A 20263-nucleotide genomic window follows, 5' to 3' on the forward strand; every position below is an offset into this window, starting at 1 on the left:
GAAAGGGTGCAGCTAGGACCTAAGCAAGTTTGGATGATGGTTGGGATCGTTAACTTTAGGAATTAGTTTGAAAGGCTAAAAAAACCAAAGAGGAAGGTATTTTTCTTCCTAAAGTTTTTAGAGATAAAAGGAAAGAAGAATTATGGATCAAAATACCGAGTTGGCTTTTTTGGAGTACCTTAAAACATACATTACTCCTCACAAGATCAAACTGATGGACGAAATTTTGTCCAAACGTACCCGGTACTTTACTGTTGTGCTAGAGGACATATTCAAACCGCATAATGCATCAGCCGTTCTCAGGACGGCTGATTGTTTTGGTATCCAAGATGTCCATGTCATAGAAAAAACCAACACCTACAAAATCAACCCTTATGTCACAAGGGGAGCATCTCAATGGGTTGACTTACATAGGTATGGGTATCAAAATGGCTCTGGAGTCATGGACTGTTTTGATTCGCTCAGGTCAAAGGGTTATAAAATATACGCCACTAGCCCTGTGGCAGATAGCATCAATATCAATGACCTCAAACCAGATCATCCCATGGCTCTTGTTTTTGGAAATGAACATGAAGGGGTTTCTGATGAGGTTATTTCTCAATCAGATGGTTTGGTTCATATTCCTATGCATGGATTTACCGAGAGCTTTAACATATCTGTAACGGCATCAATTTTTCTTTTCGATTTGTTACGCAAGGTAAAAGAATACGCTATTTCAGATTTTTACATTTCAGAAAGTGAAAAAGCTAATTTGAGATCAAAGTGGTACAGAGGATTGGTGAAACAAGTAGACATTCATGAAAAGGAGTTTTTGCGAAAAATTGACATGGAAATTTGAGCTTATTTTTTTGCAAACCATTTTGAAATAAAAATTTTGATTTGATCAATACCTCTATAAAGTTAACCCAATTCATTTTTGTTTGAAATGAACTTTTCCGGAAGACATTCTAAGAATTCCCTTCAAATACAAGTAGCCAAAAATCAAACAAATCAAAGAACTGATAACCATAAAGGTCATCTTACCGGCCAATTCATTTAAATAGGGGTGGTCATTAAATAGGACCATGGGTATTCCAGCAAGTCCTCTCAATAAAAAAACTCCACAGATAGCAATTAGTATAGGTTTGAGTAAGGGTAATTTTATGATCAATCCTGCCCCTGAAAAAGCATAAAGTGCCCAAACAGCAAAAATCAATGCAATAAATAAAGTAACGATAATGGGTTCAATCATGCCCTGTTCAGCTTGCAAGGCCATCATTTCTCCAGCTCCAAAAAACCTATACCAATCAGGTCCACCTATGACAATTCCTACATGCATCAGTGAAATTGCGGCAGTCATACAGCCAGCTATAAAAAGGGGTTTATTCATACCATTTTCATTTAACTAACAGAAAAAAGCCCCTCAGTTAGTGGGCTGAGGGGCGAAAATCTACTTTCTGATGATTGGAAGTTTGATTTGACTTGGATATTTATTGGAATGGTGAATGCTATTGGTAGCTACCACACCCTCTGTTTCGTCATAATTATTTCCTCCCGTGTTCATATTTCTGTCAAATCTGGGAAAGTTTGAACTCGAAATTTCAATCCTGATACTATGGCCTTTTTCAAAGTAATTGGAAGTGGACATAGGTGTCATATTTACTTCATATACCTCACCACTTTCCATAAAGACTTCTTTTTCATAACCTTCTCTGTATCGGATTCTTTGGATAGTTTCATCTAGGTTGTATGCTTTACCATCTGGATATACATCGATAATTTTTATAGTCAAATCCGTATCTTTTACGTCAGATGATAAAAAAAGCTTGGCTTCAATAAAGCCACTGACCTCAATACCTTCTTTCAAAGGCTCTGAAGTATACACAAGGATATCTTCTCTCAATTCCATCTCTTGCTGGTCAAAAGCGCCACCTTGTACTGCATTTCCTGTGCAACACACATTTCCTCCATAAGAGTTGACAGGATTCATAGGGTCGTATTTGAAGGTATCAGGATTGTCTCTTCCCGCTTTTTTACCAGTTAGCGCTCCATCACCTAACCTGCTGTTGGCGTTCCCTTTACTATTAAGGTAGAAAGTTTCCATTTTAGCTTCTTTTGGCGGCCAAGTATCTGAAGTTTGCCATTTGTTGGCTCCCATGGTAAAGTAAGTCACTTTAGGCATGTCAAGGATGGCGTTCTGATCACCTTTAAGCCAATAGTCAAACCATTTGAATGTGATAGCCGGGTCAGGTAAAATTGCATTTCCCATGCTTCTTTCTCCAACTACTGTATTTTCTGTGGCTCTCAAGAAAGAGCAATGCAGGGTAGGGGCTATGATCAAAAACTGGTTTTCCTTTGTTCCCTCTACTTTTGCAGCCTCTCTAATGTGATTGTACATGGCCAAGTTTGGACTGCTAGCTACATCATACCAAGAGACAAACCAAAATGCTGGTTTTTCAAAATCCATATCATCATGAAAAAGTCCACCTTCATACCATTTTGGGTCATTAGGCTTTCTAGTTATCATTTCCTCATAAATGCCTTTTGGTCCATTTACATTTTTGATGATGTCTTTTACAGGTAAATGGCTCAACCCTTCTGCCCAATCTACTCTTGCGTATCGAGGCGCCATATCATAGAATTTCTGTAAGCGAAGTAAATCCTCTTGTTCAATGCCCTTAGGCAACCTAGGAGCCATTGGGTCATGTTGTGTACTGTACAACCAAGAAGTAAACAGCATCTGACCTGCTCCACCTCTGTACCAATTGCCTTGTTCATAATAATCACCTATCCGACCTACTCCAGCTCCAAAACCTTGGGCTACGAGTGCGGTATGTGAAGGGTGATCCAATGAAGCTACAGCCATTTGCCATTCCGCTGTGGAAGAACACCCGATGGTTCCGATTTTACCATTGCTCCAAGTTTGGTTGGACATCCACTCAAAGGCATCATAGCCATCGGTCAAGGGAACACCTAAGATATCCCATTCCCCTTCTGAAAAAAACCTTCCTCTTTCATTTTGAATCACATAGGCATATCCTCTTTTGACATATTCCAATGCCGTTTCCATATGTCTAGAGACCAACTCTCCATTGCTGTATGAATTGAATTGATAGGGCGTTCTGCTAAATACAATCGGAACTGGATCGTCGGTCTTTGGACGATAAATATCTGTAGCCAACCGTACACCATCTCTCATGGGCATCATGATTTTTTGGTCTACAATGGCTACCTCATGTAACTGATCCAATATGCTCTTTTCCTGAGCAAAGGACCATCCGTAAATGAGGAAGGTTAATAAAAATATAATTGAAAGTCGTTTTCGGGTCATATTCAAGGATGTGTTTAGTGAATTATGAAAGTAAAAAATTATACTTTAAGAAATAAAAAAACACCCATTTCATATTTAAGAAAAAGGTGTTTTTATATGACTTGCAGAAATTTAAACTTAATAGGTAATTTGAGATTCAAAAATCCAGGTATAATTAGGGGTTTTGATTGTTCTTAAAGTTAAAAGTGTTTTTCAACTTGTCTCCAAAAGTGTCATTATTCTTTTTTCTTTTTGCTCTGGCCCTTTTCCTTTTTCGCTTGTTCTGCTCCTTAGTCTTGACCAAAACTGTTCTGGCAGAAATGCCTACCTGGCCCCTGAAAAACTCTTCTCTCCCCATTAGATTGACATTGGGTTTGTAGTCCAATGAAATCACAGTATTGAGAATTGTCATTTCTATACCAGCGATTAAATCTACACCTGTAGTAGGGTTGCCATATGTGTGAATGATTTGCATGGATTCAGGATCTTTCACTTTACTTTCTTCCCATCCTGAAGATAGACCTGCTCCATAATAATAGTTGAATCTTTTGGAAATGATTGGTTTATGAGATTCCACCAGGAGGTGAAAAGTCGTATTTCTTGAAAAATCAGATTGTACTATTCCCTCTAGTGTGACATGTTTCAAAACACGTTGTTGTGCACTTAGCCCAAAAGTACGGCTAAAGTCATTGCTGCCCATTCTCAAACCTACAGCTGTTCCATAGCGCTGTGCTTCCGCTTGTTGAAAAAAGCTTAAAAGAACGAAAAGAGGAATAAACAGAAGATATTTTTTCATAGCAATCGAATTTCCAGCCGTATTGCTCTAAAATCGTTCCAAATACCACTTAGGCTACCAATCCTCATCCTCTTTTTCGATAAAATTATTTAAATCGTTAGTAAACAGGGGTTTAAAACTCGATACATATTCCTCAGAAATCAGTTCGAATTCCGTTTTGCTCATAAATTCACGGATCTTGAGCAAGGCTTCAAACGTGGGGGTAGAGGTGTGCATGGGTATTTTAAAAATCCTTTTATCATTTTTTTCAAAAGGTGTCACTTCTTTTCCTCCGTAAAAATAGGGTATCAATGTAGTGGCGCAGCTGAGCCCAATTGAATCTATTCTGAATTCACTGAAATACTTGTTTAACCTAAGGTTGATTTCATCAAAAAACTCCAAGGTTTCAGCCAGCCTAACCCTTGAGCCCGCTCTTGACTTACCTTTTGTTTTCAAGTATTTAATTTGGCTTTTTCCTTGCTTTTTTCTCACCATATAAGCTCGAAATACCTTGTGGTCTGACAACTCCCCATTTTCAAACAAGCCAAGAGATGCTTGTCCTGAGCGTATAAGTATCAAAACATAGTTGACAAACTCAAGCTCTCTTAGCTTTTGGCCATTTTCATCAAGGTCTATATTCAATGATAATCTTAGGCTGGCAACATTTTCTTCTTCTGAATTTTTGAAAGTAAGCTTTCTTTTTTTTAAGTTTTTTTCAAGATGTAAACCGCTGTTTAAAAGTGTGTTAAAGACATGTGTGGTTTTTTCGAAATCTAAAAGTACATTTTTCATGATGTGAAATTTATTATTGATCCTTTTATGGTCTTATTTTTGTTAAAATATTATAATCAATGAAGTATACAGTAGAACAACTCATTGCACGCATGTGCGACCCCCAGGAAAAAGAAGCTTATCTATACGCAGATAAGCTTTCAAAGATAGGCAATCAAGAAGTAATTGATAATCTTATATCAATATTGAAGGCTGAAAATTATGAAAGTGCTCTTTTGGCGGCTAGGTCTCTTGGCAATATTGAAAACAATAATGAAGCCCTCGAGCACTTATTTGAAGTCATTCATAGAAATGAAAATAAACTTCAAAATGGGGCTTTTGTCCAAACATTAGATGGCTATGATTTGTCGGAAAGGTTTGTAGACCTTTTCAGGTTATACCTCTTTGGAAATTTCAAAACTTCGGCACTTGCAAAGGAGTTTTTGGATACTGTAGAATTTGAATTGACTCCACGGGTGTTGAAAAAAATGGAAAAACACTGGAATCATTTTAAGAATAATTTTGATCAAAATTCGGATGAGTTTGAAATCAAAAAGTCTGAAGTTGAAGAAATGATTGAAGAAATTAAAGCAATCTTTTCTGAGGAATAAACAACATTTGATTACGCATAAAGGTTATATAAGTATATGAAATTCAGAGATGTAATACTGCTTCATGAAGAATTCTTAGCCGATTTTGGTTTTAAGTTAGATGGTAAATCTCTGCATTATACGAAGACTTTTGGAGAAGGGCGGCAAATGGTATTTTTTCATTATACCCATTATGAAGATGTCTCTTACCTCGAATATCACCTTGGAATAAGATACGATAACATTGAAAATATTGTCCATAGGTTTTTGCCATCTCTTGGCGATTACAAAGAACGTAGTATTACATTGGTAGAGACTATGGATAGGATAGATACTGAGATGCCTAGGAGGTTTTTAGTAGAAAATGACCTTGAACTTGGTTCTGTTATTGAAAATGCAGAAAATTTTTTGGTGAAAAACGGCTTCAGGTTTTTAGATAAATTTTCAGAGGGAAAATCATTGGAGTCGTATTTCAATTCGGATACGGCTACTCCAATATTGACTCAAAACTTTACTTATAGATCCGCTAGAGGTATTACCTTAGCCAAATTTTACAATCCTGACGCATTTGAAGACATCAAGAGCAAATACCTTGATATGTTGAATGAAAAACAGGTTACTCCTTTCAATCTAGCCTGTTTTATTAACCTCATTGATTATTTAGAGCATATTTAGTTTTTCCTTTTCACTCCTCTCACTGCTTCCGCTGCAAGTGGATCTTCAGGCCATGAGTGTTTGGGATATCTTCTTTTCAGTTCTTTTTTGACTTCGAAATAAGTGTTTGCCCAAAAGTTTTTTAAGTCTGACGTTACCTGAACAGGCTTAAAACCAGGTGAAAGCAGGTGCAATATCAATTTGGTCTTTCCTCGGTTGATAACAGGTGTATCCAACCAGCCAAAAATTTCTTGTAACCTTACTGCGATAATAGGATTTTCTCCTTCTTCCTTGTACTCTATCTTTATCTGACTGCCGCTTGGTACTGTAATCTTTTGAGGTGCCAATTCATTGAGCAGCTGTTGTGTTTTATATTCCATTCTGGAAAAGAGAATTTCCTTAATATCCAGTTTCTTCAAATCTTCAGCTGATCTGATGTTTTGTAAGTAATGCCCCATGCATTCCTTTAGGTTTTGCTTTAACCAATTTTTAGAATAATCGGGAAAATCCATATCAGGATTGGTTACCTTGAGTAATGATACTCTTCTTAGAAGTTGTATAGCATCATCATTGAAATTCAAATGTCTTTCAATATCCTGATGAATGACAGGTATTAAGGCATTGATTTTTTCATCAGGATGTACATCAGTCACAGGTGTAGACCTTAGGACAATAGAGCCTATCCCCAAGGTTTTGATTGCGATAAACTCCTCCGATTGTTTGTCCCACTTGACAATCCTTTTTTCTTGTAAAAGTGGTCTCAGATCAGTCGGGTTAATGGGAGCGGCCATAAAAATCTTGCCCATCCCATCTCTCTCATCAACGTGAGATATGGCAATCCATGATTCATGTGCCAGCTCATCTCTATGTCCCATCATTGCAATTTTGCCATTGGCCAATTGAAATTGGGCATTATTTCCAGGCCTTGCAGATGCGATCCTTTCAGGGTATGCATAAGCGATCAATAGCCCTGCCTCAAAAGGATCGAATATACCATTGTCTTCTTCTTCGACTAAGAGCCGTCTATATTGAGATGCTATCTTTTCAATTTTCCTGATCCCTTTTATGGAAAACTTTTCTTTACGGGCCCTTCTAATGGCTTCTAATCTAAGGTTGATATCAACTCCGATTTCTGGTTTCAAAGGATCTCTCTCTTCCAATAAAGCAGCTATATCAGTGGCTAATGGAACATTGCCCATTTCTTTTGCCTTCAACAGCATATGAGCAATTCTTGGATGCGCAGGTATACTGTGTATGGTCTTACCATGATCGGTCAGTTTACCATCTTGGATAGCTTCCAATTGTTCGAGCAAATCTAAAGCCTGTGATACAGATCCTCGGGGAGGAGGAGATAACCAAGTAAGATTATCTACATTTTCCACTCCCCATTTTACCAAGTCCAAAACTAAAGGAGCCAGATCGGCTTCCTGTATTTCTGGGGTTCGGAAGTTGTCTAAATGAGCATGTGAAGCTAAAGACCACATCCGGTAACAGACTCCCGGGCCTAAACGACCAGATCTACCCGCCCTTTGATCGGCCGCATCTTTAGATATGGCGACAGTTTCAAGTCTACTCAGTCCTGATCTTGGATTGAACTTAGATGTCCTTCCATACCCACAGTCGACAACAACTTTAATTCCTTCAATGGTGAGACTTGTTTCTGCAATTGAAGTAGCCAAGACTACTTTTCTCTTGCCATCTTTTCTAGGCATGATTGCCTGATGCTGGGCGGCGGGTGATAATTGGCCATACAAAGGATGAATAGAAAAATCTCTCAAATTTGACCTCAGTATGGCTTCAGTTTTCTTTATTTCACCCTGTCCAGGCAAAAAAGCGAGGATATCACCCTCATTTTCTTTTGAAGCTTGTATCACAATTTGACTGAGCATTTCAGGCATGCTAAAAAGGTCATAGTCGCCAGTATACCTGACTTCAACGGGATACATTTTCCCTTTACTGACTAGGGTAGGAGCTTCCAGAAGTTTTGATAAAAGTGGCATATCCAAAGTTGCAGACATCACCATTATCCTTAAGTCAGGCCTCAAGACTTGTTGCGCTTCACGGCAAAGAGCCATTGCCAGATCTGCATGAATATTTCTCTCGTGGAATTCATCAAAAATAACCAATCCAACATTCTCCAGTGCATTATCGCTGTGAAGCATCCTGGTCAATATTCCCTCAGTGAGTACCTCGATCTTTGTCCTATCAGAAACCTTGTTTTCAAACCTGATGCGATAACCTATTGTCTCTCCTACAGGTTCATCTAAAAGGGCTGCCATTCTCAATGCTATACTCTTGGCCGCTAGCCTCCTTGGTTCAAGCATAAGTATTTTTTTTCCTGCCAAAAAAGAAGTATCCAGTAAGGATAATGGCAAGATTGTACTCTTCCCGGCCCCCGGAGGAGCTGTCACAATGAGTGTACTATTGGCTTGAAGGGTGTCTTTTACCTGATCTAGAATATCACAAACAGGCAAATCAAAGGCAGAGGAGGAAAATTTCAATTCAGTAAGTTTTGTGCAAAAGTAACAAAAAAACCGCTGCGAAATGTTTTTCACAGCGGTCTTGAATTAGAATAAGTGAGCTTATTGTTCAATTTTGAAGAATGCTCTTCCATATTCCCAACGCATTTCTACACCATCAGGCTTTACTTCATAAGTAAGTCTCTCTTCCAGTGTAGCAGTCTGCCCTGCAGGAATATTCACCCTCAATGCGTCCTTGCCAGAATCATAATTGTTGGTTCCCCAAAGCCCGGTATCCTTATTGAAAATCAAGGTTGATTCACCTTCATTTGGTATAATGAAAAGGCTGTACTTTCCTGCTGGAAGCTCTTTGCCCTGAACCTTTATGTCCTTGCTTGTTTCAAAAGTGGTCGCTTCATTGGCACCCGCTCTCCATACCTCACCTAGAGGTACAAGAACTCCCCAAACCTGTCTACCATTTACAGCAGGGCTTGAGTAATTGATGTTGATGTCAGATCCAGCAACCGATCCGGAAGCAGTCCTTGGCGGACTTACTCTTTCTTGATCTTGGGCAACGGCGTAGGTAGCGAATACCAGTAAAAAAGAAAGAAAAATTCCAGAAAAGACGTTGATTTTATTTCTCATGGCTATTTAAAATTTGGTTTATGTTCCAAAATACTAATTTATTGTTGAATTCAAATTTTAACCCATGATTGTTTTTTGTTGCTTTCAATAATCCTTTCACAAATTAAAAGCTCTCTGTGACCATCTTCAAAGGTTGGGAAACTTGGTTTTTCCGGTTGTTTGCCTTCACGGATGGCAGCATATACTTCTTTAAACATTTGTTTGGATGTATCTGGAAATCCTTCGTTGTGACCTCCAGGAAAACTGATCAATCCTGCAGCTTCTTTTGTGAACAGTGAGGGATCTTTCATTAAGTGTTGATTAGCTGTCTCCCTTTTACCAATCCATAGTTCGTTTGGCTTTTCTGAACACCATTCATAGTTGGACTTTGAACCTGCTATTTCAATATTCAACCTGTTTTTTCTCCCTGCGTTGACTTGGGAAACTGTAACAGAGCCTTTATTACCATTATCAAAACGAAGCATCACTGTTGCATGGTCTTCAGTATTGATAGGAACCTCGGCATAATCAGATTCCTGCAGCATCTTGCCAGAATAAGTTTCGATAGGCTTGAGAGGCTTCAATCTCGTTTTGTGAACAGTAGAGAAATCAGCCATTACTTCTGTAACTTTAAGTCCCGTCACATATTCAGTCAAATCCAACAGATGGGAACCAATATCCGCAATCGCCCTGGAATCTCCTGATTGATCAGGTTCTAATCTCCAGTTATAATCTGTATTGAGGTACAGCCAATCTTGAAGATAGGAACCCATGATGCTGTAAATCTCACCGAGTTCTCCGTTTTCTCTCATGGTTTTCATTTGTCTTACCATTGGATAATAGCGAAGGTTAAAATGAACAGCATTGACAAGTCCTTTTTCTTTGGCCAAGGCCACAAGCTCTTCTGCTTCTTCGATTTTGGTGGCCAAAGGCTTTTCGCAAATGACATGTTTACCTGCCTCAAGGGCGGCTTTGGATTGTGAAAAGTGAAGAAAATTTGGAGTACAAATATGTACAGCATCGATGTCAGGCTGCTTTAACATTTCCTCAAATGTAAATGCATTGGGTATTCCCAAGAGTTCAGCTTTGGCTTTGGCAAGTTCTATGTTGACCTCACAGAGTGCGGTGACCTCAACATAAGGTATCCTTCTTAGGGCTTCCAAATGGGCTGGGCCAATAAAGCCAGTTCCAACAATTGCAGCTTTAATTTTTTTCATAATAGGTTATATGGTTTGATTTGATTTGTGAAAATAAGGATAGGACATGATAATTTCTAATCAAACACAAAACAAAAGGCTTTTTGACTTGGTATTCCATTCAAATTCAATAATTACGGTTTATCATATTAGCCCCGAAAAAGCTTTTGAATTGCTTAGCAAGTCATGCTAAAATGTTTAAATTAATAATCGAATCATCAAAAATCTAAAAATGGCAAATTACAGTCTAAAGATCAACGGAGAGACATTCAATGTTGATGTAGAAGAGGACACTCCTTTGCTTTGGGTACTCAGAGATCATTTAGGTCTGGTTGGAACCAAATATTCTTGTGGTATAGCTCAATGTGGGGCATGCACAGTTCACTTGAATGGTGAAGCCACTTTTTCTTGCACCCTTCCGGTTTCCAGTGTGGGAAGCGATGAAGTGACTACCATAGAAGGGCTTTCAAAGGAAGGAGACCATCCGGTCCAAAAAGCATGGAATGAAGTAGATGTTGCGCAGTGTGGTTATTGCCAGGCAGGCCAAATCATGACTGCCTCAGCATTATTGAAAAAAAATCCTTCCCCAAGCATGGCAGAAATAGAAGATGCCATGAATAGAAACCTGTGTAGGTGCGGGACATATCATAAAATCAGGGAAGCTGTGGCATTGGCCGCTAAAACAAAATAATTATGGCAGAACTATTAAAATCAAACAGACGGGATTTCCTCAAAATTGCCGGAACGGCAGCCGGAGGATTATTTATCGGCTTTTATTGGTCAGGCTGTGATTCTCCAAAAATGCAAGTACTTACAGATGAAGAAGTACTCTCGCAGGCACACAACTTCAATTCATTTTTATCCATTTCTCCCTCAGGTGATGTGGTAATATATTCTCCTAATCCTGAGTTGGGTCAAAATATCAAAACTTCATTCCCAATGGTCGTGGCTGAAGAACTGGACGCTGACTGGGAAAAGGTGAGGGTATTTCAAGCACACCTGGATAACGACAAATTTGACCGCCAAGTCACAGGTGGTTCAGGAGCCATGCCCCATTCTTGGGAAAGATTGCGAAATGCAGGAGCGACAGCTAAATTTTTATTGGTAAGTGCAGCTGCTGCACAATTAGATGTAGATGCGAGTGAGTTGACCACAGAAAAAGGTCAAGTAATCCACAGCAAGAGCGGAAAGAAAATTCCATACGGTGACTTGGTGACTGATGCATCCAAATTGGATGTTCCGGAGGAAGTTCCTTTGAAAAATTATAAAGATTTCAAAATCATAGGTACACCGGTCAAAAACGTGGACAATAAAGCCATGTTTACAGGTCAACCTATATATGGACTCGACATCTATCGGGAAGGCATGGTTCAGGCAATGATTCAAAGGCCTCCTTTTGGCATGAAAATCAAATCTGTAGATGACAGTGAAGCCAGAAAGATAGCCGATATCACAGATGTGGTTACCTTCAATAATAATGTGGCTGTAGTGGGTGATTCTACTTGGCCTTTGATGAAGGCAAAAAAACTGTTGAAAATAGATTATGAGCCTGATGGAAATGTAGAAAGTACTGAGGACCATGACCGACTATTCCAAGATCTTATGGAGAAAGGTAAGGCTCAGGTAATGAGGCAAGATGGTAATGTTGATCAGGCCTTTGGTAATGCAGCTAAAGTAGTGACGGCAGAATACCAATGTCCTTTCCTATCGCATTCTCCGATGGAGCCGATGAACTTCTTTGCGCATGTGAAAGGCGACAAAGTAGAACTTGTAGGTCCTACTCAGACTCCAGACCGGGCAAGAATGGAAACAGCCCAATTGCTTGATATACCAACTGAAAATATCAGTATGGAATTGACACGTCTTGGTGGCGGATTTGGAAGAAGACTCCGTGCAGATTTTGTGGTTGAGGCAGTTGAGCTTTCCAAAATTCTGGACAAACCTGTAAAAGTCACCTGGAGTAGAGAAGATGACATGACAGGTGGAGCTTACAGACCTGCCGTAAGATATAAATTTCAAGCAGCATTGGACGATAGTGGTAAAATGATCGGCTACAAACTCCGAGGTGTAGGCATCAACGCAGGTAATACTACCAGAGAAAATAATTTTCCATCTGGCTCTGTTGATAATTTATTGATAGAATCCATCAACCATAATTCACCCATTACCACTAATGCATGGAGGGCTCCGATTACCAATTTCCTCGCTTATGCGGAGCAGTCATTCTTGGATGAGGTTGCACTTGAAGCTGGAAAAGATCCTGTTTCATTCAGGCTGGAATTGATGGATAGGGCTAAAAAAGATCCTGTCGGTGAGATTCATTATGATATAGACAGGATGAAAGGCGTAGTCGAAATGGCGGCTGAAAAATCCAATTGGGGTAAAGATTCCAATGTCATGCAAGGCTTCAGTGTGTATTTCTCGCACAGATCTTATGTAGCACAAGTGGCCAATATAGAGATGGAAGATAGCCAGCCGGTCCTTAAGAAGATAACAGCTGTGACTGATTGTGGTATTGTGGTCAATCCAACGGGAGCCAATCAACAGGTAAGAGGTGGAATTGTAGATGGTATGGGACATGCCATGTTTACCAATATGACTTTTGCCAATGGTTTACCAAATCAAAAGAATTTCGATACTTACAGGCTTATCAGGATGAAAGAAGTACCTGAAATTGATGTGCATTTTGTCGACAATGGGATTGATCCTACCGGCTTAGGTGAACCAGCCCTGCCACCAACAGGAGGTGCCATAGCCAATGCCATATTCAAGGCAACAGGAAGGCGACTGCGTTCTCAACCATTTATAGAACAAAAAGAATTCTCAGATATTAAACTGGAAATTAAGAGAGCTTAAATTTTAAGTCCTCCAAAAAGTTTTGGAGGACTTTTTTTATATCTCATCCATTCCTCTTTCAGGCCAGAAAGGGCCCTTAAACTCAATTGAATTTGATTCAAAAAAGATATGGTATGTAAGTTCCATTTTTTCTTTTCCTTGTTCATGAATATTGAGACAAGCATTAAAATGGATCAGGTCAAATGAAACCATCACTTTTCCTTTCGTTTTATCATTCCCCAACTCAATGGAATTGAATGATACATTTTCTACAACTGCACCATCCTTACGGAAATAATAAGACAAAAAAATCCCAAAGTCTTTATTTTCCCTTGAAATTACGTTCTGGATAAATATTTCCGAGTTTTCAACTTTAATATCTTCATTGAGTGTAAATGTCCAACTTTCCTGCATATTCAAATATAATTCATTTGATTGTATCAGAAATTTTTCTTCATTCATTATTCAAAACCTCATAGCATAATTCTTTGTTGATTCTACAATGAAATACCCTATCTACCTCGATTATAATGCAACTACGCCATGTCATCCTGAAGTATTGGGAAAAATGACACCATGGTTTACCACACATTTTGGAAATGCAGCAAGTAAAAGTCATCCTTTTGGCTGGATTGCAGAAGATGCCGTGGAGCTAGCTCGGGACCAAGTCGCTCAGCTAATTGGTGCAAGGTCAAAAGAGATTATATTTACTTCTGGGGCTACAGAAGCAATCAATTTAGGGATCAAGGGGATTTTTGAATTCTATTCAGGGCAGAAACAACACTATATTACTTGCCAAACAGAACACAAAGCTGTCTTGGATACATTTAGAAGTATTGAGGAAAAAGGTGCTCTTGTCACTTACCTTTCGGTCAATGATAATGGGGAAATAAGTCTAGAGCAGTTGAAGGATGCGATCATTGCGGACACCAAGATGATTGCCCTCATGTGGGCAAATAATGAAACTGGAGTGATTCATCCGGTTTCCGATATTGCTAATTTAGCTGAACAACATAACATTATTTTTTTCACGGATGCTGTGCAAGCTGTAGGAAAAATTCCTGTAAACATTAAAGGAATCCATATGATGGCAATTTCTGGGCACAAATTCTATGGACCAAAAGGTGTGGGAGCCCTTTTTATCAGACATAATCATCCACTTCCCAAACCGTTGCCAATAATAGTGGGAGGGGGGCATGAAAAAGGTTATCGAAGTGGCACCTTAAATGTACCTGGAATAGTGGGAATGGGAGAGGCTGCAAGGATTGCTGTGGAAAGCATTGAAGAATTAGGAGATAAACTGAATATCCTAAGAAATAAACTAGAAAAAGAGCTTCTTAAAATTCCAGGAACGCAGTTAAACAGCAGTCAAGACCATAGGATACCGCATGTATGCAATGTTTCATTTGAAGGAGTGGGAGGGGAAGAACTCTTACAAATGCTCAACAAAGAAATTGCGGTAAGTTCAGGATCTGCATGCACCAGCATTTCACCAAAACCGTCTCATGTGTTAGAAGCGATGGGGGTCAAAGGAAATCTTGGTAGATCTTCAGTACGATTTTCTCTTGGCATGTTCACCACAGAGGATGAAATTGATTTTACGATAGCTTATGTCAAGAAAGTTGTTGGGGAATTAAGAACCTGAGAAACCACTTTTCAAATTCTCCAAATCTTCCGGGGTATCTATATCGACTGCACCTTTTGGAAAATTGATTTCCTCCAAATCCTCTTGATTTGATAAAATAACTTTTTTGGCACCTTCTTTTACATTGAGCTGAAATAAAGCATCAAAATATTTCTTACCAAAAACAGCCGGTACTCCGACTGTGTCGGCATAAGAACAACATACTATTCCTTTTTGAGTTTTTTCTTTTTCCTCAAGTAAAATTTTTAAAAGTTTTCCGTCCACAAAAGGTTGGTCACAGAGTAATAACATGACCTGTTGGAGGTCGGGATAATTGAGCATCAAGAACTTCAACCCTGTTTGCATAGACGAGGACATACCCTTTTCCCATTCAGAATTGATAATTTTACTTGAATTTTTGAAATTGATTTTGTTTATAATTTCCAGGTTATTGGATCCCAATACCACAACTGATACACAATCCATCAATTCGTCAAGCTGATCTATAGTATGCTGTAATAGGTTTTTGTTATTGAATTCTACCAACTGTTTGGCTTGACCCAGACGAGACGACTTCCCGGCAGCTAGTATGATGATACCTGTTTGAACCTGACTCATCTTTCTTCATCATGAATAGGACCATCTTTATCGCGTAAAAAGCCAGAGGATTTTTGGCTGACAACAGCTTTTATTTCCGAAAGCACAGATAATGCTATTTCTTCTGAACCTTCCGCTCCAATGTCAAGCCCCATTGGACCATAAAGGTTATTTTGATTGGCTTCAATACCTTCTAACTCCAACCTTTCAATCATTTTTAAGCGTTTCTTTTTAGGACCTAATATGCCAATGTACGGAATATCCTTTTTCAAAAGCGATTTTAAAACCTCGACCTCATATTCAAAATTATGGGTCATCAATAGTACCACTGAATAGGGGTCAAAAACCAATTGATCCACAGCTGCATCGGCAGTACTGATGATGATATGATTAACTGTTGGGAATCTTTGCGCTGTAGCGTGACTACTGCGCCCATCAATCAGGCTAAGCTCCCAGCCTAACAAATCCGCCATTTTAGCTAAAGGAATCGTGTCATTCCCTGCACCAAAAAGCATAAGATGAACCGGTGCTTTGATGCATTCTAAGAAAACGAAATGATCACCTGATGCAGATATCTTATTTCTCTGACTATCAAATATTTCTGATGATTCCTTTTGAATTAAGTTGAAAATAGATTCAGGGATTTTTTCTTCATTGCCAATCAAAGAATCAGGACTTACAAGCAACTGAGTTCCTATTTGCGAAGCCCTAGCCATTTTCAAAGAAAACACAGTGACCAAAACCTTTGTCTTGCGATCAGAGGATGCAGTTTTCAGAAGCTCTATGGGATTTTGAGTATTTGAAAAGTCTATAGGTTCAATCAAAACCTGAATAATACCGTTGCAGCCCAATCCAACACCGAATTTTTGATCGTCTTCATCGGTCGTATCATAGGTGACAATCATTGATTTTTGTTGAAAGATCACAGACTGTGCTTTCCTAAGGGCGTCGCCCTCAAGGCAACCACCGGAAATTGCACCTGTCAATTCCCCGTCTTCAGAAACCAACATTCTGGCCCCGGGTCTCCTATAGGCTGAGCCATCTACCTTTACCACCGTAGCCAAGGCTGTTTTTTTTCCTAAATCTTTATACTTGTGATATGCTGATATGATTTGGGTAATTTCTTTCATTCCGTAGATTTAATTTACTAATCTAAAGTAAATTTTACGATGATGGCATATCTGATTTGATAAATGGACTAGAAATGTGATACATAAAGAAAAGCTTTTTATTGTCTTGAATTTGAGCTAAAAATTGTTTTTATCTGAAAATCTGATAGTTGCTAATCTTTCTTATTTTTAGAATAATAATGAATTAAACAGATTCGCAATACTTATTTAATAAAAATAGGAATTTCACAAAATTTCTCGGTATTTTGTAGATATGGCAAAATCGAGAGAGACCTTTAATAAAAAAGAGAAGGAAAAACAGAGACAAAAGAAAAAGCAGGAAAAGGTAGACAAAAAGGAAGCCCGTAAGTCGAATACTGATAAATCAACAGATTTTGAAGATATGATCGCTTATGTGGATGAGTTTGGTAACATCACTTCCACACCTCCAGATCCAACGAAGAAAAAGATGGAAGTGGATCCAGATAGTATTAATGTTACCGTCCCTAAAGATTCTGAAATGGCCAATTCCCCCGAGGAGGCAAGAAAAGGTAGAGTTACTTTTTTCAATGAATCCAAAGGATATGGCTTTATCAAAGACAGTCAAACAGGCGAAAGTCTTTTTGTCCACATCAACAAATGCTTGGATGAAATAAGAGAAAGTGATCAAGTAACTTACGAAACTGAAAGAACTCCTAAGGGATTGAGTGCAGTTGATGTAAAATTGATCAAGTAATACTGCTATTCATACACCTTTGAATTTGCCCAATGCTGCTGAATTCAAAGGTGATTTCTTTTTTTTAGAGATTGTTTTTTTAAGAATAAAACCTTCGTAGTATTTTGCTATTCATTTCTTGAATAACATCCGTTCTTAGCCTTCAAAAACATGCAGATTCCAAGTTTGGCAATGCTCAAAAAGGAGCTAAGTCTCCTTGATGAGAAAGAGTTAGTAGCAACAGTCTTAGAATTGGCCAAATACAGCCGAGACAACAAGGCATTTCTATATTTTAAACTGTTTGAGAAGGAAAATCCTAGGATTTTTATAGAAAGTGCCATTGAAGAGATCGATGAGGCTTTTATGTCTGCCAATACCCGTCATTATCATGTGGCTAAAAAATCCATTCAGGGAATTAGAAGAAAACTCAACAAGACCCTCAAACTCAGTAAGAATAAAATAGCTCATATTGAGCTGATTATTCATTTTTGTAAAGAGATGAAAGCTTATGGTTATCTGGAATATCGTCATCCAGTGATAGATAATCTTTATAAAATTCAGGTGGGTAAGGTAGAAAAACTCATTGCAGGCTTGCATGAGGACCTTCAATATGATTATCAGCAGCTTCTTGAAGAAATATCCTGACAGCTTATTTTTAGATTTTTTATGATAGCTTGATGTCTTGTCCGAGAACCTTGGTCAGAAGCTTGCTGTTAAATAGGTATGAAATATTTTCTTTTTTTCTTAACCGTAGTCCTTTATTCAGGAAATACTTTTTCTCAGGGTGTTAATTTCACTTTGACTCCGAAATCCGATCCAATTCAAAACGCTATTTTTGAGATTATTGAAGTTGAAAACCTAGGCAGAAATCTTTCTGAAATTGGGAAAGTTTACACAGATGCCAATAAAATGCAAAGTGCCAGGATGGGAAATAACCTGTCTGAAGTATTTAAGTCCTACATGAATCAATCTATTAGGTCTAAAAACAGTGTGAATCAGGCAATTTTGGTAAAGGTTGAACAGTTTGAGATTGCCGAATCCAAAGCTTCTGGAAATGTGGCTTCAGGTGAGCTAAAGCTCAAGTTAGGGTTTTACGTAAAAAGTAGTTTTGAACCAATTCACCTTTTGGATTATGAAGGAGGCATGAATTACCGGAGGTCTATCAATAGGTTGGACTTGGCTCAAAGAGTCATTCAACAAGCTATGGATAATGCCTTGGAGTACTTTGATCAATGGATAAATTCTCAAGCACTTTCCAATCGGGCATTGGCAGGTTCAGTTCAAATATTAGTTGAAAACGGTGATTATATAAGCGGGAGAGATACTGTTTTCTATAGCCCAGAGAGGCCATTGACTTGGAAGGATTTTACGGATAGACCTAGAACAGGAAGTACCTATAATGCAGTGATTTTTACAAGTTTGGCAATGGAAGGCAAACCTTTTGTTAAAGATGGAAGCATAATATTACCATTAACTGTAAAGGTTTACATGTTGCCTGGTCAGTCATGGGTGAAGAATAAAAATGATTATTCTCTAAACCACGAACAGAGACATTTCGATGTGGTGAGGGTAGTGGCTGACAGACTTAAAAAAAACCTGCAAAATCTTGATGTGAATCCTGAAAATTATGAAGCCATGGTAAATGATGCATACTTTGACGCATACAGGGAGATGAATCGATTACAGGAACTTTATGACGGACAAACGAATCACGGGATAAAAAAAGACATACAGGAAAAATGGAATAAAATGCTTGATGAGGCTTTGGAAGGGGATTACAGGAGGTTAGAGAGGGTTTTGGATTGATCCTAGATGGATATTTGATAATTGAAGATACCTTTTCAGTCATATTATTTACCTCTTTATCAACAGGTTAAACAAGAATAATGACTTGAATATTATTTATTTATATTTCAAATGATTATTTTTATTGAGTCAAATGAAATTTTTATGAAAAAGAAAGCTAAAAAATATCCTGAAGTAAATCCTGATCATCTTTCCGAGTTCAGGGATTATCAGGGAGATGAAGGTTATACATCTACTTTTATAGTTAAAAAAGGAGGGGAAAAGCTCAATTATACTGTTAAGCCTGTTTTTGGCTACTTTATCAAATCCCTTCAAAAAGCAAGAAATTTACAAGAAGTAGGGGTAATGCTTGAGGAGAACTTTACCTATCAGGAAGTAAGTCCATTGATAGAGTTTCTTAATCTCAAAGCTTCAGAGATTGCCAAAGCCACATCTGTGTCTCCGAGTACCGTGTCGAGGTGGTCTGTGGATAGCTCGATAGGGACGCCAGGTTCTTACCAGTTTTTCAAGATAGATGAATTGATCAAGAATGGTGTGGAGTTATTCGGATCTGAAATTCAGTTCAAGAAATGGCTGTATTCATCCAATTTGGCACTAGGGAATGCCATTCCTGCACAGCTGATGCTTTCTATGTATGGCTTGGAGATGGTCAGTGAGACTGTGGAAGCACTTCATTTTGGAAATGTAATGTAGGCATGGCATTGTATTACAGAATCATGTCTGAAAAATACCATCAGCAACCTTACAGTTGTTCAATGTTCGGTGCCAGATGGAATCCAAAGGGATTTTCTATGATCTATGCTGCAAATACAGCTTCTCTAGCTGCTTTGGAATACCTGTGTATCAAAGGAACTTCGGTGCTGCATGAAGCCTGGTATATGCTTACGTTTGAAATAAAGAACGAAGATCTGATCGGAACGCTGGAACTTGATAGTTTACCTGCCAATTGGGATGTGTTGCCTCATGGCAAGGTTACACAGGAATTTGGCAAACAATGGCTGCAGGAAAAATCATTTCCTTTTTTAAAAGTACCAACTGCTAGGATGCCTGTATCGCTTTACCCAGGAGAACATAATCTCCTAATCAATCCTATGTTTTCAGATATTCAAGAGAATTTTGTCTTTAGAGATTCAAAAATGTTTGCTAATAAGTTAGGGAGTAATGTGCTTAGAGCTTAAAATTTAGTATCAATCTACACCTATTGAAAAACTACCTCCCG

21 protein-coding genes are annotated in these 20263 nt (G+C 38.5%); 11 read left to right on the forward strand and 10 right to left on the reverse strand.

Annotated elements, in window-relative coordinates; translation table 11 throughout:
- Positions 1 to 142: 142 nt before the first annotated feature.
- Positions 143 to 838 (forward strand): TrmH family RNA methyltransferase, encoded by a 696-nt coding sequence (locus CLW00_RS00560; protein WP_106131707.1) that lies wholly within the window; start codon positions 143 to 145, stop codon positions 836 to 838.
- 72 nt (positions 839 to 910) lie between these two features.
- Here CLW00_RS00560 and CLW00_RS00565 read toward each other — a convergent pair whose 3' ends face one another.
- From CLW00_RS00565 to CLW00_RS21305, 4 genes are all read right to left on the reverse strand, one after another.
- Entirely contained in the window at positions 911 to 1369 is a 459-nt protein-coding gene (locus CLW00_RS00565; protein ID WP_106131708.1) for a hypothetical protein, read from the reverse strand.
- Between the two features lie 60 nt (positions 1370 to 1429).
- A complete protein-coding gene (locus tag CLW00_RS00570; protein ID WP_106131709.1) occupies positions 1430 to 3310 on the reverse strand; it encodes a CocE/NonD family hydrolase in 1881 nt (626 codons plus the stop codon).
- A 154-nt stretch (positions 3311 to 3464) separates the two neighbouring features.
- Positions 3465 to 4085, reverse strand: coding sequence for a hypothetical protein (locus CLW00_RS00575; protein WP_106131710.1), 621 nt, complete (start codon positions 4083 to 4085; stop codon positions 3465 to 3467).
- 54 nt (positions 4086 to 4139) lie between these two features.
- A complete protein-coding gene (locus CLW00_RS21305) occupies positions 4140 to 4856 on the reverse strand; it encodes a hypothetical protein (RefSeq protein ID WP_170073152.1) in 717 nt (238 codons plus the stop codon).
- 59 nt (positions 4857 to 4915) lie between these two features.
- Here CLW00_RS21305 and CLW00_RS00585 point away from each other — a divergent pair, with 59 nt between their 5' ends.
- Together CLW00_RS00585 and CLW00_RS00590 are read left to right on the forward strand one after the other, a co-directional pair.
- Positions 4916 to 5446, forward strand: coding sequence for a HEAT repeat domain-containing protein (locus CLW00_RS00585; RefSeq protein WP_106131711.1), 531 nt, complete (start codon positions 4916 to 4918; stop codon positions 5444 to 5446).
- A 36-nt stretch (positions 5447 to 5482) separates the two neighbouring features.
- Entirely contained in the window at positions 5483 to 6100 is a 618-nt protein-coding gene (locus CLW00_RS00590) for a hypothetical protein (protein WP_106131712.1), read from the forward strand.
- Here the strand turns inward: CLW00_RS00590 and hrpB are convergent.
- The 3 genes from hrpB to CLW00_RS00605 form a co-directional block, all read right to left on the reverse strand.
- Positions 6097 to 8580, reverse strand: a complete 2484-nt coding sequence (gene hrpB / locus CLW00_RS00595) for an ATP-dependent helicase HrpB (protein WP_106131713.1) — start codon at positions 8578 to 8580, stop codon at positions 6097 to 6099. The two genes, CLW00_RS00590 and hrpB, sit on opposite strands and share 4 nt — an antisense overlap.
- Positions 8581 to 8661: 81 nt before the next feature.
- On the reverse strand, positions 8662 to 9183 hold the full coding sequence (locus CLW00_RS00600; protein WP_106131714.1) for a DUF2911 domain-containing protein: 522 nt from the start codon (positions 9181 to 9183) through the stop codon (positions 8662 to 8664).
- A gap of 50 nt (positions 9184 to 9233) precedes the next feature.
- Entirely contained in the window at positions 9234 to 10379 is a 1146-nt protein-coding gene (locus CLW00_RS00605) for a Gfo/Idh/MocA family protein (protein ID WP_106131715.1), read from the reverse strand.
- A 211-nt stretch (positions 10380 to 10590) separates the two neighbouring features.
- Here CLW00_RS00605 and CLW00_RS00610 point away from each other — a divergent pair, with 211 nt between their 5' ends.
- Both CLW00_RS00610 and CLW00_RS00615 read left to right on the forward strand, forming a co-directional pair.
- The gene (locus tag CLW00_RS00610) at positions 10591 to 11049 is read left to right on the forward strand and encodes a (2Fe-2S)-binding protein (protein WP_106131716.1); all 459 of its coding nucleotides are present in this window, start codon (positions 10591 to 10593) and stop codon (positions 11047 to 11049) included.
- Between the two features lie 2 nt (positions 11050 to 11051).
- Positions 11052 to 13214, forward strand: coding sequence for a xanthine dehydrogenase family protein molybdopterin-binding subunit (locus CLW00_RS00615; RefSeq protein ID WP_106131717.1), 2163 nt, complete (start codon positions 11052 to 11054; stop codon positions 13212 to 13214).
- A gap of 36 nt (positions 13215 to 13250) precedes the next feature.
- On the opposite strand, the gene CLW00_RS00620 is transcribed toward CLW00_RS00615, so the two are convergent.
- The gene (locus CLW00_RS00620; protein ID WP_245917133.1) at positions 13251 to 13655 is read right to left on the reverse strand and encodes a hypothetical protein; all 405 of its coding nucleotides are present in this window, start codon (positions 13653 to 13655) and stop codon (positions 13251 to 13253) included.
- A gap of 40 nt (positions 13656 to 13695) precedes the next feature.
- On the opposite strand from CLW00_RS00620, the gene CLW00_RS00625 reads away from it, so the two are divergent.
- Entirely contained in the window at positions 13696 to 14838 is a 1143-nt protein-coding gene (locus tag CLW00_RS00625; protein WP_106131718.1) for a cysteine desulfurase family protein, read from the forward strand.
- On the opposite strand, the gene CLW00_RS00630 is transcribed toward CLW00_RS00625, so the two are convergent.
- Both CLW00_RS00630 and CLW00_RS00635 read right to left on the reverse strand, forming a co-directional pair.
- Positions 14827 to 15435: a nucleotidyltransferase family protein gene (locus CLW00_RS00630; protein ID WP_106131719.1), complete on the reverse strand. Its 609-nt coding sequence runs from the start codon at positions 15433 to 15435 to the stop codon at positions 14827 to 14829. The two genes, CLW00_RS00625 and CLW00_RS00630, sit on opposite strands and share 12 nt — an antisense overlap.
- Positions 15432 to 16544, reverse strand: coding sequence for an XdhC family protein (locus CLW00_RS00635; RefSeq protein ID WP_106131720.1), 1113 nt, complete (start codon positions 16542 to 16544; stop codon positions 15432 to 15434). Before CLW00_RS00635 ends, CLW00_RS00630 begins: the two co-directional genes overlap by 4 nt.
- Before the next feature lie 253 nt (positions 16545 to 16797).
- Between CLW00_RS00635 and CLW00_RS00640 the strand changes: the two genes are divergently transcribed.
- The 5 genes from CLW00_RS00640 to CLW00_RS00660 all read left to right on the forward strand — a co-directional run bounded on the left by CLW00_RS00640 (position 16798) and on the right by CLW00_RS00660 (position 20222).
- Entirely contained in the window at positions 16798 to 17259 is a 462-nt protein-coding gene (locus CLW00_RS00640) for a cold-shock protein (protein ID WP_106131721.1), read from the forward strand.
- Between the two features lie 150 nt (positions 17260 to 17409).
- Positions 17410 to 17883, forward strand: a complete 474-nt coding sequence (locus CLW00_RS00645) for a hypothetical protein (protein ID WP_106131722.1) — start codon at positions 17410 to 17412, stop codon at positions 17881 to 17883.
- A 78-nt stretch (positions 17884 to 17961) separates the two neighbouring features.
- Positions 17962 to 19044: a DUF922 domain-containing protein gene (locus CLW00_RS00650; RefSeq protein WP_106131723.1), complete on the forward strand. Its 1083-nt coding sequence runs from the start codon at positions 17962 to 17964 to the stop codon at positions 19042 to 19044.
- A gap of 144 nt (positions 19045 to 19188) precedes the next feature.
- Positions 19189 to 19737: an antitoxin Xre/MbcA/ParS toxin-binding domain-containing protein gene (locus tag CLW00_RS00655; protein WP_106132192.1), complete on the forward strand. Its 549-nt coding sequence runs from the start codon at positions 19189 to 19191 to the stop codon at positions 19735 to 19737.
- A 2-nt stretch (positions 19738 to 19739) separates the two neighbouring features.
- Entirely contained in the window at positions 19740 to 20222 is a 483-nt protein-coding gene (locus CLW00_RS00660) for an RES family NAD+ phosphorylase (protein WP_245917134.1), read from the forward strand.
- The last annotated feature ends 41 nt before the right edge of the window (positions 20223 to 20263 follow it).

It is taken from the genome of Mongoliibacter ruber, assembly GCF_003003005.1.
GTDB classification, from domain to species: Bacteria; Bacteroidota; Bacteroidia; order Cytophagales; family Cyclobacteriaceae; genus Mongoliibacter; species Mongoliibacter ruber.

What these genes read in the sequence shown, in the direction of transcription:
- CLW00_RS00560 (WP_106131707.1), top strand. Translation starts at nt 143, where the DNA reads ATGGATCAAAATACCGAGTTGGCTTTTTTGGAGTACCTTAAAACATAC.
- CLW00_RS00565 (WP_106131708.1), bottom strand. Translation starts at nt 1,369, where the DNA reads ATGAATAAACCCCTTTTTATAGCTGGCTGTATGACTGCCGCAATTTCA.
- CLW00_RS00570 (WP_106131709.1), bottom strand. Translation starts at nt 3,310, where the DNA reads ATGACCCGAAAACGACTTTCAATTATATTTTTATTAACCTTCCTCATT.
- CLW00_RS00575 (WP_106131710.1), bottom strand. Translation starts at nt 4,085, where the DNA reads ATGAAAAAATATCTTCTGTTTATTCCTCTTTTCGTTCTTTTAAGCTTT.
- CLW00_RS21305 (WP_170073152.1), bottom strand. Translation starts at nt 4,856, where the DNA reads ATGAAAAATGTACTTTTAGATTTCGAAAAAACCACACATGTCTTTAAC.
- CLW00_RS00585 (WP_106131711.1), top strand. Translation starts at nt 4,916, where the DNA reads ATGAAGTATACAGTAGAACAACTCATTGCACGCATGTGCGACCCCCAG.
- CLW00_RS00590 (WP_106131712.1), top strand. Translation starts at nt 5,483, where the DNA reads ATGAAATTCAGAGATGTAATACTGCTTCATGAAGAATTCTTAGCCGAT.
- CLW00_RS00600 (WP_106131714.1), bottom strand. Translation starts at nt 9,183, where the DNA reads ATGAGAAATAAAATCAACGTCTTTTCTGGAATTTTTCTTTCTTTTTTA.
- CLW00_RS00605 (WP_106131715.1), bottom strand. Translation starts at nt 10,379, where the DNA reads ATGAAAAAAATTAAAGCTGCAATTGTTGGAACTGGCTTTATTGGCCCA.
- CLW00_RS00610 (WP_106131716.1), top strand. Translation starts at nt 10,591, where the DNA reads ATGGCAAATTACAGTCTAAAGATCAACGGAGAGACATTCAATGTTGAT.
- CLW00_RS00615 (WP_106131717.1), top strand. Translation starts at nt 11,052, where the DNA reads ATGGCAGAACTATTAAAATCAAACAGACGGGATTTCCTCAAAATTGCC.
- CLW00_RS00620 (WP_245917133.1), bottom strand. Translation starts at nt 13,655, where the DNA reads ATGAATGAAGAAAAATTTCTGATACAATCAAATGAATTATATTTGAAT.
- CLW00_RS00625 (WP_106131718.1), top strand. Translation starts at nt 13,696, where the DNA reads ATGAAATACCCTATCTACCTCGATTATAATGCAACTACGCCATGTCAT.
- CLW00_RS00630 (WP_106131719.1), bottom strand. Translation starts at nt 15,435, where the DNA reads ATGAGTCAGGTTCAAACAGGTATCATCATACTAGCTGCCGGGAAGTCG.
- CLW00_RS00635 (WP_106131720.1), bottom strand. Translation starts at nt 16,544, where the DNA reads ATGAAAGAAATTACCCAAATCATATCAGCATATCACAAGTATAAAGAT.
- CLW00_RS00640 (WP_106131721.1), top strand. Translation starts at nt 16,798, where the DNA reads ATGGCAAAATCGAGAGAGACCTTTAATAAAAAAGAGAAGGAAAAACAG.
- CLW00_RS00645 (WP_106131722.1), top strand. Translation starts at nt 17,410, where the DNA reads ATGCAGATTCCAAGTTTGGCAATGCTCAAAAAGGAGCTAAGTCTCCTT.
- CLW00_RS00650 (WP_106131723.1), top strand. Translation starts at nt 17,962, where the DNA reads ATGAAATATTTTCTTTTTTTCTTAACCGTAGTCCTTTATTCAGGAAAT.
- CLW00_RS00655 (WP_106132192.1), top strand. Translation starts at nt 19,189, where the DNA reads ATGAAAAAGAAAGCTAAAAAATATCCTGAAGTAAATCCTGATCATCTT.
- CLW00_RS00660 (WP_245917134.1), top strand. Translation starts at nt 19,740, where the DNA reads ATGGCATTGTATTACAGAATCATGTCTGAAAAATACCATCAGCAACCT.